This window comes from Chitinophaga agrisoli (genome assembly GCF_008386695.1).
In the GTDB taxonomy this organism is placed as follows: Bacteria; Bacteroidota; Bacteroidia; order Chitinophagales; family Chitinophagaceae; genus Chitinophaga; species Chitinophaga agrisoli.
Map to the genome: position 1 here is coordinate 669,183 of NZ_VUOC01000001.1, position 16,076 is coordinate 685,258.

Here is a 16,076-nt window from a genome sequence, read left to right on the forward strand (position 1 = left end):
TCTTTATTATTTCACTTAAACTTTATTGCTGATGACTGACACAAGTATTTTGTGCAAGCCACACTATTTTATACTTACAGGTGGCCCCGGCGCTGGTAAAACCACTGTAAAAACGGCACTGGAGCAAAAAGGATATACCTGCGTACCGGAAGTAGCGCGGCAGATCATCCGGGAGCAGGAAGCTACCGGCGGTAATGCAGTTCCCTGGAAGGATATGGAGGCTTATACACGCCTGATGCAGGAGCAATCTATTGCTACGTTTTATACGGGACCTTCTGCTGATAATGGTAGCTGTTTTTATGACCGGGGCATAGCGGATGTGATCTGCCACGCCCGGTTGAACAGGCTGCCGGTGGATGATGCTTTACATACGGCAGCGCTGCAATGCCGCTATAATGAACATGTGTTTATGTTCCCGCCGTGGGAAGAGATATATTGCACGGATGCGGAAAGGAAACAAACCTATGCGGAAGCAGTGACTACTTATAATGTGTTATGTGCTATTTACCGGGAGTATGGTTATACATTGATTGAGGCGCCTAAAGTGCCGGTGATGGAGCGGGTGGGGTTTGTATTGGAATACCTGGAGGCTATCACAAAGAAAGCATAAAAAAATCCCACCGGGTTAGCGGTGGGATCTGTATAGACCATATATATTTTTACACCGCGTCTGACAAAGACGTAAAGGTGAAGTCCCGCAGTTTCATGGGCGGGATCAGGTAGCTCCGGTAAGATTCTACGCTGATGGTCCTTTCCGGTTTACCCAGGGCTTCTACGTTATTAAGCATGATCACCGGGCTTTCGTTGAAACGGAAGTTCTTGATCGGGTGTTTGATAACGCCGTTCTCGATATAGAAAGTCCCGTCGCGGGTAAGGCCGGTCAGCAACAGCGTTTGAGGGTCCACCATACGGATATACCACAGGCGGGATACCAGGATACCTCTTTCTGTGCTCTTGATCAGTTCTTCGAGGGAGGCGTTACCACCTTCCATAATAATATTGCCGGGAGGCGCTACCGGTTTTACCCCTTTCTGCTGCGCCCAGTAGCGGGAATAGCTTAGATTTTTCACTACGCCTTTTTCTATCCAGTTGATCTTATCCTGCGGTTCGCCGTTGTTGTTCCAGGTAGCGGAGGGCAGTTCCGGGTGAAAGGGATCTGAGTAGATGGTCACTTTATCATCCATGAGCTGTTCGCCCAGGCGGTTGCCGCCTCCGGGTTTGCTCATAAAACTGCGGCCTTCGTCTGCATTACGGGCATCCAGCGCGCGGAACATGTTCTCCATCATATAGGCAGCCGCTACCGGCTCCAGTATCACGGTATATTTACCCGGTTCTATGGCCTTTGCATTGGCGGAGCCATTGGCTTTGGAGGCCGCGATCTGCGTAGCTGTATGGGTATCCAGCTTGCTTATATCATTATACCCACGGGCCGCATAACCGGAGCCGGTGCCGGCCTGGTTACGGGTGGTGATGCTGAAGATCACATCCGTATCCGTATTATAGGCAAACAAGCCTTTGGAGTTCATGAGGGCATCAAAGCTGGTGGTATTTTCCAGGAAACCGGCTGCTTCCAGTTTGGCTTCTTTAGACACCTGTATGCTTTTGGCTACGGCCTCTGCCCGGGTATCGGGCGTAATAGCAGCGGTACCGGGTACGTACGTGATACTTTCCTTAAAGGTCTGCGGGCCAGGCAGGGGCATGTACTCCGGGTCTTCCGGGGCCAGCTGCGCCAGCTCTTCCGCGCGGCGTACTGCTTTTTCCAGGGAGGCGTCATCAAATTCGTTGATGGTAGTGGAGCCGGTACGTTTGCCAAAGGTAGCGCTAACGGTAAGCGTAAGGGTGCTTACATCGCCGGCTGTAGACACCGCGTTGCGGGCGTAGCGGATATTACCGCCTTCGCGGCCGGCGAGGCTGGCCTCGCACTCATCCGCTTTTGAAAAGCCCAGCACTTTTTTGAGCAGTGCCTGTGCTTCTTCTTTTTTTAGTATTGCCATGGTAGGATCAATCAGATTTTTCTTGCTGTGTTAATAACATTTACACCATTAAAGCGGGTAGTGGCGCTGCCGTGCGATACCGCATTGGACTGCCCGGGCTGGCCCTTGCCATCATTAAATGCGCCGCCTAAGCGGTAATCGCTTTTATCCGCAATGGCGGTGCAGGAGTTCCAGAATTCCTGCGTATTAGCCTGGTAAGCCACATCCTTGAGCATGCCGGCAATCTTGCCATCCTTTATTTCGTAGAACAGCTGTCCGCCAAACTGGAAATTGTAACGTTGCTGATCTATGGAGAAGGAACCATCCCCTATGATGTAGATACCTTTCTCTACATTTTTGATCATGTTATCTACGCTCAGGGGTGTTGCACCGGGCTTCAGGGATACGTTGGGCATACGCTGGAACTGCACATCTTCCCAGCTTTGGGCATAACAGCAACCCTGTGATTCGTTGAGGCCAATGATATGGGCCTGGTCGCGGATGGCCTGGTAGTTTACCAGCACACCGTCTTTTATAAGATCCCATTCTTTACATTTCACGCCTTCATCATCATAGCCCACGGCGCCCAGGGAGCCGGGTTGCAGCTTATCTGCCACGATGTTCACCAGTTTGCTGCCAAACTGGAAATTCTTAGACTTCCATTTATCCAGCGTAAGGAAGCTGGTGCCGGCATAGTTGGCTTCGTAGCCCAGCACGCGGTCCAGTTCTGTGGGGTGGGCCACCGATTCGTGGATGGTGAGCCAGAGATGGGAAGGGTCCAGCACCAGGTCATATTTGCCTGGCTCTACGGATTTGGCCTTTATTTTCTGGTTTACGTTATCGGTAGCGTGTTTAATATCCTCCAGTATATCGTAGCGGTTCTTATAGCGGGTTACCACGCCGGCTACTTTACTGTCTGCAGATGGGGTAAGGTATTCATAACCCATACCCACGGGGGAGCTGAGGGAGCGCCTGGTCTCAAATTTACCGCTGGCCTTATCTATTTTGGTCACGGTAAAGAAGGGGTACAGGCGGTGTATGTCCTGATCGATATAAGAGCCGTCTGTAGAAGCAAAGAATTTTTGCTCATTTACGGCCAGTATAGCGGAGTTTACAAAATTAGCGCCACCCTGCAGGGCGGTATTATTCACCTGCAGCAACAGATCTACCTTATCTTTTACCGGGATGGCAAAAGCGTTCTGTTCGATGGGGGTTTTCCAGTTAACATCGCCATAGCCTTTTTGCGGCGCCAGCTGCACGGGCTCCGTCATTATTTTGGCGTTGGCTTTGGCTACTGCTACCGCTCTTTCCGCCGTCTTAACAATATCTTCCTTCGTTACGCGGTTAGAGGCGGCAAAGCCCCAGCTACCGTTGGCAATAACGCGGACGCCTATACCAAAGGATTCTGTGTTGGAAATGCCCTGTACCCTTTTTTCGCGGGTAATGATAAACTGGTTCAGGTAGCGGCCGATCCTTACATCGGCATAGGTAGCGCCTTTGGCGCGTGCTGCCGCCAAGGCAATATCAGCCAGCTGTTTTTTTACGGCAACATCCATCCCATCTACCAGCGCCTGGGCCGGGTCAATGATATTGCCGGCCAGCAGTGAGCCGGGCAACATTATCGCGCCAAGGCTCATGGCTGAAAGCTGAAGAAAATCTTTTCTGTTCAATGCGTAGCCCTCCTTAAAATTTAAGTGATAAAATGCGGTTTAGATTTTGGTTATTTCAGATGCTATCATGTCTTACTGACACAAATGAAAGTTATATAATTCCAGTAACTATATCACACCGTCAGACCCATTTTTTCCTCCACCCATAAAAATGCTGCTGCCAGTATGAAGGCCAGGACAAAATAAATTTTAGGCAGGGGCATAGCGGTTGCCTGCGGCCCTATTGCAGCTTTGCTGTCCTGGCCCTGGTTTTCCAGGGTAGCGATTGCCGGCCAGTCATTTGGTTCAAATGCATACCACCAGCTGGTATCCCCGGGTGCGGCCACGGCGGCCTGCCAGCCGGCGCGGGTTGGCCAGTAGGTACCCTGCCAGCGGAAAGCCAGCGTGCCATCCTGTGCCAGGCTAAGCGGCGCGCCATTTACGGTGGCCGGGGGCGATGGCATGGCTGTTTCCAGGTAGAGCTGCACGGGCATATTTACCCTGGGCAGGGCAGTACCTATATGCCATTGAATGGATTGTGGCAATGGGCGGGCGGCTTTTTGCAGCAATAAGGACCAGATGGTTTCATAAACCTGGCGATTGCCGCTCAGTAGCCAGGTATAGCTATTCCGCAGGGTGGTATTTACGAGCCGGCCGGCGCCATATACGCCGGCGGCGGCCATTGTATGCTGTTGGGCATCCCAAACCAGGGCCTGGGTACCGGGCAAGGGTTGTATGTATACCGGCGCTTCCATTTGCAGTGCGCCGGCTGACCCACTGGCGGTTTGCAGGGAAACGGCGCGTTCGCTTTTATCTGCTGCGGCGGTGAGGGGAAACGGTTGGTTATAAAAGGTACGGCCGCCGGCGCTGCTATCTGCTTTTATAATAAGGCCCAGGCCTTTCTCTGCTACCTGTGTGCGTATACTGCCCAGCTCTGTGCTGTTTAAAGCTGCCCGGTCGCTGATCAGGAGGTCAAAGGCGGATAGTAATGCGGGTGTGATATGGTCCAACTGGAAGCGGGCGGTATCCAGGAAAGTATAGCTGTATTTGTTTTTGCTGATGGCGGTACGCATGGCGACCATATTACCATGCTGCCCCAGCCAGCTGGCCAGGAACCTGTTCTCAAAGTCTGGGGCGGATGCCAGTATTAATATTTTTAAAGGGCGAAGAGGCAACACGACTACTGGAATGGGGGCTTTTTCAAGGGTGTCTTGGGCTGATTTTCGTGGTTGTACTGGTTGTGCTACGGCGGATAACAGGTAGGTAGCGCGGCCAGTGTGGCGGGGGCGGGTATTAAGCGTAAAAGGCAACTGTTGTCCGGCGGGGATGGTGATGGAATCCAGGTGTTCGTTAAAGCCGCTTAGTAATAGTTGTACCGGGTTGGCGCTGCTGTTATTATAACGCCCTTGCAGTTGCAGCGGCTCACCCGCATGCAGTTGTTGGGGCCAGTAGATGGCTTGTATGCCAGGTGGTGGTTGTACAGTGATCCGGGAGATTGGTTTATTGGCGGGCGGTTCCTGACGGATAGCGCGTTTTAATGGCAGTGCGATACAGGCCAGGCTGGCCACTGCTATTACGGATGCCAGCAGCCGGGCGGCGAGGCGCCGGCGGTTGGGTCTTTTTACTTCTTTCCAGCATAAAAAAGCCAGCAATAATAAAGAGGGCACTATTATGTAGATCCAGGGCATCATGCTTATTAATGCTGGTTCAGGTTCATGAAATAGTATAGTTGCGTGGCGGTAGTAGTATTGTGCGTCATGATGTTTATGGCTGGTTCAGGTTCATAAAATATTGTTGTGACAGGCTTATGCCTGTGGTAAGGTTTCCGGCAAAGGGCAACCTGGCTGGAGCTGGCAACAGGCTATATATGGACTGTGCTGCCAGGGTAATGGCAGCGGCATCTGCCGGTTGGCGCTGTTCCAATGCGGTGATCAGCTGCCGCATGGCCTGCAGGGCAGCCAGGTAACGGGCCGGGTTAGCGGTGGCCTGGCGGCTCATTTGCTGTGCGGCCTGTTGTAAAATTTTTAGGCCGGATGGACCGGGAATGGCGTTTGGATCTGATGCAAGGTTTGGACTGGATGCGCCACCGCCAGTTTTCAGGGTTTCCAGTACGGCCAGGGCATAGGCCAGCTGGTCTGTGGCGGCACTACCTTGCTCATAGCCGCGCTGCGTAACGGGTGTGATGATCCTGTCCAATTCGCCCGTCAGGCGTTTCTCTGGTTTCAGTGGTGGTGTTTTTACACTGGTTTTGGCCACATAGGCCCTTGATTTTTGCTGCAGGTCTTTTAACAGGCGCAATGCTTTATACTCATAAGGCAGGGCCTCCTGCGGTTTAAAAGTGCGCAGGCGGAGCTCTGCATTCCACATTTCTGTAAGCGTGGCTTTTAGCTGGCTTTTTGTTTCCGGATCGAAGAAAGTGGCGTCTTCTGCAATGTCGTGTTTGTGAGAGAACTGGTCGATGATCTTTTCTGCGTTGTTGAAGTCCTTTGCATCATTGCTTTGATGATCATGATCTTCGTCGCTCACGCGCTCATCGCCGATATTGGTTTCCGTTTCTTCACCCAGGAACTTGCCGTAGCGCAGGCGCAGCAAGCGCTGATCTATACCCAGGTCATTGCTACGACTCTTGAATAGTTTTTCGCTGAGGGTATCCTTATCGCGTATCAGCTGTTCTGTTTCGATGATGATCTGGCGCTGACTGCGGAAGTATTCCGGTTTCAGGTTCAGGCTGTTGGCCATACCCTCAATATTCATTAATTGGGCGGTGTCTGGTAACACTACCATGTATACCCCGCTGCGGGCGGTTTGCCGGTGATTATCGGTAGCCTGGATATAGAAATAGAGCTCTCCGCCTGGTTCCATACCCAGGGCGGCCAGGTTAAGGGACTTTTCCAGGGCGTATTGGGTACGGGCGCCGCCAAAGGATGCGTCAAAAGCAATGGGCTGTTCTTTGAACTTTACGGCTTCTCCGCTGCCGCTGGCCACGGTAGCTTGAATGGTGGCGCCGGTAATACCGTAGTCGTCTGTTACGTTCAGTTTCAGCGCCACGCGTTGCGGTTCGCCATAGTCGATAGTGGTATACGGTTTGGGCGTTTGAATGGTGATAACAGGCGGCTGATCTTTGATGATGGAGATCTTATACAGATCAGACAATTTGCCGCCTAGCTGTAACTGGTAAAAACCGTTGCGGGCGATGGTGGTGCGACCCTCCCATAGGGTAGCTGTTTTATCTGTTGGCTGTAAGGGCAGGCGCAGGGAATCATTAAATACCAGTGACAGGGAGGCGGCGGCCTGGTTAGTATGGAGCTGCCAAAACACGGTAGCGCCTTCTTCTACTTCCAGCCCCAGCTGTTGCTGCTGCCGTTTGCTTTTGCCGGTATAGGCAGGCGGTTGAATGGTGATGGTGACGGCGGCTATCTCCGGCGGGCGCGTTTCATTTATGGCCGCTGTTTTGGCGGGCCGGCCGCTTTTTAAGGTATGGGGGGCTGGTAAAGGCCCCCAGCGGAAGGCCGCAGCAGCTAACATGATACCGGCGATAAAAGCCCAGATGGATAACCGCAGCTGTGTTCTTAACGGCGGCTGGGGGTGGATGCCGGTGAGTGCCTGCCTTATCTTGGCTGCCTGTAGCTGCTCCAGTAAAGCCAGGTTATCCTGCGGTTGCAGCAGCAAGCCGGCGCTCTCCTCCAGTTCCGGGTAGGTGACGTTGAAATAGCGGATCACATCATTTTCCGTAACACGCCAGGACCGGGCGGGCAGCAGCAGTCCCAGTAAAGCGGCCACCGTAACCGGCAGCGCCCACCAGGGGGAACCATGCACCATGTAAATGATACCGCTTACAACAGCAGCTATGGTCAGCGCCAGGAGTATGCGGCTTATCAGCCTGTATAACTGCCAGCGTTGCCCAAAGGCATGGATCATATGGATGGGTGTTTGCTCAGCCATGTGTTCCTGTTTTTTGGTTATACCATACCAGGATCCGTTCCGCGAGGAAGAGGGCCATCAGCCCTAACCAGCAAAAAATAGTAAGATCGCGGTTGACGGCAGCTGCGCTTTTCTGTACGGTCCTTTCCATGTGCCCATCTGGCTGCAGCTGCGCGGCTGCTATGATACGTTTATCCTGTACAAAGGTATCCCTTGTGGGGTATAATAACTGCAGGAGCAGGCCGGGAAAACTGGCGCTCCAGGGCAGCCCATTCCAGGCGGGGTCTAAGCGGCCGGCGAAATGATATACGGTAGCACTCCCCTGCTGTTGGCGGTATAACAGTGGCTGCCCCCAGCCATCCCGCCAGAGGGGTGTTATGGCAGCAGTATCTGCTATCTGTAGTTGCGGGCGTTTATAGAGCGCCAGGGGCGTAAATGCACCGGTAATGATATGGGAGGGCGCAGTGGTTAGTTTGCCGTTTTCATATTGCCAGATAAAGCGGGCATTTATATGATCCGGTAACAGGCGGGTAGAGAGCCAGTACAGCCAGTCTGTTTCCGGTGGTAATGATGATTGCTGGTTAATAGCCCTCACCTGCATGCGGCGTTGCGTGTACTGCTGTATAGCGTCTATGGCCGCTTTCAGGTAACGGGCATCCTGCGCGTATGTATCTGCAAAAATGGTGATCCGTAAGGTAGCCGTATCAGCAGGTGGCGCGGTGGCTATTGGAGGCTCTTCGAAGGTATAGGCGGTACCTGCGGGATGGCTGGTCACCTGTTTTACACGTATTTTACCGGACGCGGTGGTATAAGCGTCTGCCTGCCAGGTAGCTACAGAATCTGCCGGGGTATAGGCATACCAATGTACGCCGGTATCTATTACCGGGCGGGCGCCGGTAAAGCGGTGCAGGTAATTGGTGGTGAACAGAAAAACGGGGTAATTGCCGTTACGCTGCTGTTGCAGGGCGGATAATAAGGCCCAGTAAGACAGGGTGCTGTCTGCAGCGTCATTGGCGGTAGCCTGTAAAGCGGTAGAGAGGCTCACCTTTTCAAAGCCAGGCTGGAAATAATGCAAGGTATAACCTGCCTGTAATAAGGAATCTATCTGCGCCTGGAACTGCTGGTATGTTTCCGCCGCCCGGTCCTTTTCCAGCAGCACCCAACCCTTTTCCCTGTTGGCGGGGCGCTGCCGCCATACCGGCTTTGCCAGCAAGAAAGCCAATAGTACAATCAATAAACAGCGCAGCAATAACAGCAACAGCTCTGTAAGCTGCAGGCGGCGGGACTGTTGTTTGCCTTCTTCTTTTAGTAAAGCAATACTGCCTACCTGCAACACCTTACCCAGGCGGATGTTCCATAAATGGATCAGCACCGGAATAAGGATGCCGGCCATTGCATAAAGCCATATGGGTTGTAGTAGCTGCAACAAAATTTAGATCAATGATTTTTGCCGTTGGTTCAGGAAATCCCTTAATGCTTTATCGAGGGGCTGGTCCATTTCGACCAGGCGGTAAAAGATGTTTTGCTCCAGCAGCTGCATACGGGTAGCCGCCAGGTATGCCTGCAGTTTGGCGGTATATGCTTTTTTCATCTGTGCGTTGTTAAGCGGTGTGGTCTCGCCGGTTTCCAGGTCCTGCAGGGTGGTATAACCGGAGAAATTCATTTCCAGCTCATTCCTGCCCATGAGATGAAAAACGATGATCTCATGTTGCAAGGCGGCCAGGGAATTAAGGAGGGTCGTGATCTCCTGCCGCTGCTGGTACATATCCGTTATAAAGATGAGCAGCTCCTTACGGCGCTCGCCGGTGAACAGCTGTTTATAATGCACTTCATTAGTGAACTGTCCGGCGGGTTGTATGTTCTCCAGCTGGTAAAAGATGCGCGACAGGTGCTGCGGGTCTTTACGGGAAGGGAGAGAAAACAGCTGCCCGTCCTGGAATACATACAGGCCGGTGGCATCGCCCTGCATAAAGGAGAGGTAGGCCAATGCGGCTGCCAGGTAGCGGGCATAATCCATTTTAGAGAGGCCGCTATCCTGGTGATTCATGGAGTTGCTGGCATCTATAAGGAAACGCACGGAAATGCTGGTTTCCATCTCCGACTCCCGGATATAATAGCGGTCAGAGCGGGCGTACATTTTCCAATCCAGCCAGCGCAGATCATCCCCGGGCTGGTAGCTGCGGTACTGGCTAAACTCCAGCCCTGTGCCTTTTACCTGGCTGCGGTTAAGTCCGGCCATAAATCCATCAATAACGGTGCGGGCCACTAAAGACAGGTCTTTGATGGCCGTTAATACTTTTGGATCTAATAGCGGACGGCTGCTCATGGGCATAATATAAAACGGTGAAAACCGGATGCTTTACGACAGGACGTTTGTACGGGTGATAGCTTTTAACAATTCTTCCGTTACCTGGTCTGATGTGATATGTTCTGCCTCTGCTTTAAAATTCATCAGTACACGATGCCGGAGTACAGGATAGGCCATCGCCTGCAGGTCTTCCATCAGCACGGCATACCGTCCCTTGAAAAGAGCCCTGGCCTTGGCGGTTAAGATCAGGGCCTGTCCTGCACGGGGACCGGCGCCCCAGCGTACCCATTCCTTTATATAGGGCACGGTGCTGGTATCTGGCCGGGTGGCACGTACGAGCGTGGCTACATACTGCACCAGGTCGTCATTTATGCTTACCTGCCTTACCAGCTGCTGCAGCTGTTGTATTTCCGCAGCGCCCAGTACAGGCGTTACCGTTACCTGTTTATTACCGGTAGTGCTGCTTAAGATAGCGGTTTCTTCCTGCGCGGTAGGATAACCTATCTTTATATATAACAAGAAGCGGTCCAGCTGCGCTTCCGGCAGCGGATAGGTGCCTGCCTGTTCAATAGGGTTCTGGGTGGCCAGTATAAAAAAGGGACGATCCAGCGCGTAAGTTTGCCCGCCATAGGTGACCTCGAACTCCTGCATAGCTTCCAGCAGGGCGGATTGGGTCTTGGGCGGCGTTCGGTTTATCTCATCTGCCAGTACAATATTGGCGAATAATGGCCCCCGGTTAAACTTGAAGAAACGTTTGCCGGTGGCGTGGTCCTCTTCCAGGATCTCTGTACCTATGATATCTGTGGGCATGAGGTCCGGGGTGAATTGTATACGGCGGAAGCTGAGGTCCAGCGCCTGTGACAAGGTCCTTACCATGAGGGTCTTGGCCAAACCGGGCACTCCTTCCAGCAGGCAATGCCCACCGGCCAGCAGGGCCACCAGTATTTCTTCTACAATGGCTTCCTGACCAACAATAACTTTTTGTATTTCCTGCTTTAATTGCGCCAGCTTTTGTTGTAACTGTTGCACGGCATTGGCTGTGATCTCCGACATGGACCTGGTTGATATATAAAAAATCGAAATAACTGCTATCATAAGCAGCTTGCAAGGAAATTAGACATAAATACAGGATTTTTAAAGCAAACGCCGGTTTTTTATATGTACGGTTAATATAAGTTGGGGATTGCTGCATATATTGGGGACGCCCTGTTGCAGCCGGCAGGCCAGGCTAAAGATCAAATGATGGTGCGTGCTACATTTACATTTACCCGTTTACGTTACCGTTCCGGCGATTGGGACACGGACCAGCGTATGCCTGCCAACCTGCTGAACTCCCTGATAGAGTATACTACCATCCCGGTGCAGCCACAGGAAAAAGTAATTGACCTTAGCAGCGCCGAGCTTTTTAATGCTGCTTTCTGTTACCTGAGCGGTCATAAGCTGGTGCAGTTTGACGCCCAGGAAGCCGCGAACTTTAAAAAGTATGTGCAGAACGGCGGCTTTGTATTTGTAGACGATTGCAATCATGATATTGACGGGCTGTTTGCCAAATCTTTTGAGGCGCAGATGAGCAGCCTGTTTGGCCCGGATGCACTGCGGAAGATCCCCAATACGCATGAGATCTACCATTCGTTCTTCCAGTTTGAGAAGGGACCGCCTACTACCTCTTTTGAGCTGAATGGCTGGGGCGATGACCTGGTGCATGATTACCTGAAAGCCATTGAGATCAACGGGCGTATTGCGGTGCTGTATAGTAATAAAGACTATGGCTGTGAGTGGGATTACGATTTCCGCAACAAACGTTTTATGGCAGAAGATAATACCAAATTTGGGGTGAACATTGTGCTGTATGCCATGGGGGCCTGAGGTACATTCCCCATTAAAAAAGCCTTGCCGGATGTGGGGGTAAAACACCCTTAATCCGGCAAGGCTTTTATTATTGCGCTTTATTTTATTGCATAATATCCTTCCTTCACATTCCAGCCATACAGCTCTATGCCGGTGGTCTCATTACCGGCAGTGTAACTGATGGTAATGGTTTTCTGCTCGCCCGGCATTACGGAAATATAGTTGTCGCTATAGAAAGCCGGCAGGATCCTTTTCTTTGTTTGCATATCCACCAATGCCACGCGGTTAAAGAAGGCCACGGGGCCATTGGCCGGGTTGCTGATGGTAACTGCTACGCTGTCTTTGGTAATACGTTTTGCTGTTACCTGCGCCGCTGCCTGGGCCATTTCCTGCAGACCGGAATAGTTGCCTTTTTCATCCGGCAGCCAGTAGAAGTTTTCGCTTACCGGTTGCTGATGTACGTCCAGCAGGCGTAAGCGCAGGAAAATACCTTTGTCTTTACGCAGCTTATCCAGGCCTCTTTTTACTGACAGGTACCTTTTGGTGATGGTGGGCCCGATATCTGCAAACACCTGGGTCAACGTATCCACGCTGCCCTTCATATCATAGGCAAAGATCTGCAGCATCAGGTCGCGGCGGGGCGTAAAGGTGTTATTTGCCACCTGTACCATACCATCAATAGGGTTGTACATGATATGCAAAGGCTCGCTGCCGTTATGCAATCCGTACAGGCAGGCATTGGGATCCAGGTAGTAATCATACATCTGGCCGCGCATGGCAGTCCAGGGGTTCTGGGTTTTCCAGATGATCACGCCGGTGTACCAATCCCACATATGGGCGCTGAAACCTTCCATTAAGCCGCGGTACTGGTCATAGTTCACCAACTGGGCTTTGTTGGCAAAATCCTTTGCGTCTTTGGCCTTACCATAAGGGTCAATGAATCCATCATACCCGATGTATTTATGATAATACCATACGGAATCCACTTTATTGCCGGGATATTCCGGCGCTACCATATTCTCTTTAGGAATAAATCTTTCGAGGGAGGCATAATCGCCAACGCCTACGGAGCCGATCTCTGAGTTGAAAGGGAAAGTGCGGTGCTCCCAGAAAGTGGCCAGCGGCTGTACGCCGTAGGGGCCGTCGCCATTACCACCCAGGGTGTTATGGGACATGCTGTCTGAGTTAGAGTAGTCGAAGAAATAACGCGTACCATCCAGCAGCGGCAATATAGAATCCTTTACAGCGGTAAGGATATCTTCCGGCGGGGTGATCTCATTGCCACCGCACCAGAGCGCCAGGGAGGGATAATTGCGGATCATCTTTATCTGGTCTGTCAGAGAGGACAGTACCAGGCCGTGATCATCCGGGTATTTGCGCCGTGTCCACTGGTCTTCCTTCTTCATAGGATCTACCCAGCGGCCATTACAGTCACCGGAAAACCAGAAGTCCTGGAACACCAGCATACCATATTTATCGCAGGCCTCATAAAACTCCGGCCGTTCTGTTAACGCGCCACCCCATATGCGGATGAGGTTCAGGTTCATATCACGATGGTACCTGATCTCTGCATCATAGCGCTCTTTGGAAAAGCGCAGCATGGCGTCAGAAATGATCCAGTTACCGCCTTTGATGAATATTTTTTGTCCGTTCACGGCTACTTCGCGGCTACCGGTGTGGGCGTTCCAGGAAGTCTGGATCTCGCGCACGCCTACTTCCACGGTTTCTTTATCGCTTACCTTACCGGCGGCATTCACAAACTGCAGCTGCAGGTTATACAGCGCCTGGGGGCCATAACCATTAGGCCACCATAATTTAGGATGCTGCAGGGTGTAATCAGGCAGCTGTACCTGGGTGGTGGCATGCGGGGCCAGTGTCACTTTTTTAGACACCGTAGTGCCGTTGATGGCGTATTGTACGGCGCCGGTTACACTTTTATCAGACGCGTTCTCCAGCTCCGCGCTTACTTGTACGATCGCGGGGGCCTGCGGGCCTTCCGGCAGGCGGATACCCGGCACCTTCGTTACCACATGGGGATGTTTTACATCCACCGCGCCGGTGTGCTCAATGGTGACTTTATCCCATATACCGGTATTACGGTCGCGGATGGGCTGGATCCAGTCCCAGCCGGCGGTATATTGGTGTGCCACGCTCTTTGCGATGATGCCGTCGCCACCCTGGCCGCCGTTAGGATTACCGGCCAGCGGCGCGGGATATATGATCACTGCCAGGCGGTTATGCCCATTCTTTGCCAGCAGGCGGGTAATGTTATATGTCTGGCGCAGGAACATGCCATGGTGTGTTGCCGCATTTACTTTTTTACCGTTCAGGTAAATATCGCAGCTGTAGTTCACCCCGCGGAAATGCAGCCATACCTGCTGGTCTGCGGCGGCAGGTTGCTCTGTGAAGTCCTTTACAAACCAGTAGGTGTAATAATCGTTGCCGGTGTTGTAGATGTCCGGGATCTTTTCATTGTTCATCCCATAAAAAGGATCCGGTACCTGTTTGTTGTTGAGCATCGTAGTAAGCACGGTGCCTGGTACGGTGGCCGGCTGCCAGCCTGTTAAGGCATGTGCCGGATCGGAAATCGTCTCTCCTTTTTCAGTAACCCGGCTAATATTGGCGCATTGCCAGCCGGTGTTTAATTCATACTGATCCTGGGCCTTTACGCTGCTCCAACAGCAAAGCAGCAGGCCTATTAAGCTTAGTTGTCCCCTGTTCATTCTCATAGCAGGGTAAAGATTATAATAAAAATGCAAAAAGGAAAAAGAAAAAGGAGGAACGGGCACAGGCCTGTTCCTCCTTTTGTATCATGTAAACGGGGACGCTTATTGGTAACCCGGATTCTGGTACATCTTTACCGGATCCAGTTTGTATTCATCAAACGGGATGGGGTAGTAACGGTCTTTGGTACCGAAGTTGGTGAGCTTAGCTTTTCCGTAGTCTGCCTGGTCTTTGGCGTGCATATACGTTACCAGGTCTGCCGTGGTAAAGAAACGCAGCAGGTCAAACCAGCGGTGGTGCTCAAAGGCCAGTTCTACGCGTCTTTCATGCAGGATAGCCAGTTTAAGGGTAGGGAACTTGCTGCTGTAGTTAGGATCTGCCTTGGCAGCAGCATACAGCGGAACGCCGGCCCTTTCGCGCACCTGGTCCAGGAACTGGATGGCGGTAGCATCGTTGCCCTGGTACATGTATACCTCTGCCAGCATGAGCGCCACATCCGCATAACGGATCAGCACCCAGTCATTACCGCCATAGCCGCTTTTACCGGCGCCATCGCTGGCATCGCGGAACTTGGTGATGAAATAATTTTTTACGGCAGCATCATTCGCAAATTTCACGCTAAAGTCCTTTCTGGGATCGCCTTCTTCATACTCTTTCACCAAGTCTGGCGTTACGTTACCGTCTGTGGCAGACATTACTTTCTGACTATTGATGGTTTCCCCTTTCACCTGGTTATTGGCTGCAATGGTGGAGCAGAAATTAATATCGCCTTGTTTGTTAACGATCTGGAAGATCAGTTCCGGGCAGGTACCTTTTTTATTCACGTCAAACACATCGGTATAAGGGATCTCCTTTAATGTACCGAACGTGCGCGCATCCCAGGCAGCGGTAAGGGACACCCGGGCGTTTTCCAGGTTAGCGGTACGGTTAGCCGCATCCAGGGTAGTGGCCATGGTCAGGTACACTTGTCCCAGCAGGGCGTTGGCGGCAGCTTTAGATGCACGGCCCCTGTTATCGCCGGAGGCCTGGGCCGGCAGATTACTGTTCACCGCGTCTTTCAGATCAGCTACGATCTGGGCGTATACTTTTTCCTGTTTCTCACGGAAAGTATTGGCGGCTACTTCGTCGAGCGTGCGGAGCTGTTTTGTTACCAGCGGCACATCGCCCCATTTACGCACCAGGTGAAAATAAGCCAGGGCGCGGATGAATTTAGCTTCCGCGGTGTAACGGGTCTTATTATCAGGATTAAGGAATGTTATACCATCAATATTGGTCAATACCAGGTTAGCGCGGGTAATGATCTGGAAAAGCCCCAGCCAGTGCGTTTTCAGGTAAGTATTACTGGGCAGCAGGGAGAAATCGTTGAACTGGAAAGGCTCGCCGGCATTGGACTGATTATCGTTGCGGCCAGCGTCATCAGAGCGCTCATCCGTATATAAGCCGCTATTCTCGCCCAGGCCATCGCCGGATCTCAGTGACTGGTAAGCGCCATTTACTGCCAGCAGCACATCATTCTCAGACTGAAAATAATCTTCAGTAGGAATGGCATTTGGATTGGTTTGCTCCAGGAAACTCTTGCCGCAGGCGCTGAATAGTGTCAGCGCCGTTAAACAACCTATTATTAAATATCTTTTAGTCATTGTTGCAGATGTT

11 protein-coding genes are annotated in these 16,076 nt (G+C 52.0%); 2 read left to right on the forward strand and 9 right to left on the reverse strand.

Going from position 1 to position 16,076, the window contains the following annotated elements; genetic code table 11:
• Positions 1-31 precede the first annotated feature (31 nt).
• Entirely contained in the window at positions 32-610 is a 579-nt protein-coding gene (locus tag F0L74_RS02725) for an AAA family ATPase (protein WP_149836291.1), read from the forward strand.
• 49 nt (positions 611-659) lie between these two features.
• Here the strand turns inward: F0L74_RS02725 and F0L74_RS02730 are convergent, their stop codons facing one another.
• From F0L74_RS02730 to F0L74_RS02760, 7 genes are all read right to left on the reverse strand, one after another.
• Positions 660-1,994, reverse strand: coding sequence for a TldD/PmbA family protein (locus F0L74_RS02730; protein ID WP_149836292.1), 1,335 nt, complete (start codon positions 1,992-1,994; stop codon positions 660-662).
• Between the two features lie 11 nt (positions 1,995-2,005).
• Positions 2,006-3,643, reverse strand: a complete 1,638-nt coding sequence (locus F0L74_RS02735) for a TldD/PmbA family protein (protein ID WP_213086871.1) — start codon at positions 3,641-3,643, stop codon at positions 2,006-2,008.
• Positions 3,644-3,756: 113 nt separating this feature from the next.
• A complete protein-coding gene (locus tag F0L74_RS02740; RefSeq protein WP_149836294.1) occupies positions 3,757-5,313 on the reverse strand; it encodes a hypothetical protein in 1,557 nt (518 codons plus the stop codon).
• Between the two features lie 73 nt (positions 5,314-5,386).
• Positions 5,387-7,564 (reverse strand): DUF4175 family protein, encoded by a 2,178-nt coding sequence (locus F0L74_RS02745; RefSeq protein WP_149836295.1) that lies wholly within the window; start codon positions 7,562-7,564, stop codon positions 5,387-5,389.
• On the reverse strand, positions 7,557-8,972 hold the full coding sequence (locus F0L74_RS02750; RefSeq protein ID WP_149836296.1) for a BatA domain-containing protein: 1,416 nt from the start codon (positions 8,970-8,972) through the stop codon (positions 7,557-7,559). The genes F0L74_RS02745 and F0L74_RS02750 overlap by 8 nt, the downstream gene beginning before the upstream one ends.
• A 3-nt stretch (positions 8,973-8,975) precedes the next feature.
• Positions 8,976-9,869, reverse strand: coding sequence for a DUF58 domain-containing protein (locus tag F0L74_RS02755; RefSeq protein ID WP_149836297.1), 894 nt, complete (start codon positions 9,867-9,869; stop codon positions 8,976-8,978).
• Between the two features lie 33 nt (positions 9,870-9,902).
• The gene (locus F0L74_RS02760; RefSeq protein WP_149836298.1) at positions 9,903-10,904 is read right to left on the reverse strand and encodes an AAA family ATPase; all 1,002 of its coding nucleotides are present in this window, start codon (positions 10,902-10,904) and stop codon (positions 9,903-9,905) included.
• Between the two features lie 123 nt (positions 10,905-11,027).
• Here F0L74_RS02760 and F0L74_RS02765 point away from each other — a divergent pair, with 123 nt between their 5' ends.
• Positions 11,028-11,717, forward strand: a complete 690-nt coding sequence (locus F0L74_RS02765; RefSeq protein ID WP_213086872.1) for a DUF4159 domain-containing protein — start codon at positions 11,028-11,030, stop codon at positions 11,715-11,717.
• An 80-nt stretch (positions 11,718-11,797) separates the two neighbouring features.
• Here the strand turns inward: F0L74_RS02765 and F0L74_RS02770 are convergent, their stop codons facing one another.
• Positions 11,798-14,428: a glycoside hydrolase family 2 protein gene (locus tag F0L74_RS02770; protein ID WP_149836299.1), complete on the reverse strand. Its 2,631-nt coding sequence runs from the start codon at positions 14,426-14,428 to the stop codon at positions 11,798-11,800.
• A gap of 99 nt (positions 14,429-14,527) precedes the next feature.
• Positions 14,528-16,063, reverse strand: a complete 1,536-nt coding sequence (locus F0L74_RS02775; RefSeq protein WP_149836300.1) for a RagB/SusD family nutrient uptake outer membrane protein — start codon at positions 16,061-16,063, stop codon at positions 14,528-14,530.
• Between the last annotated feature and the right edge of the window lie 13 nt (positions 16,064-16,076).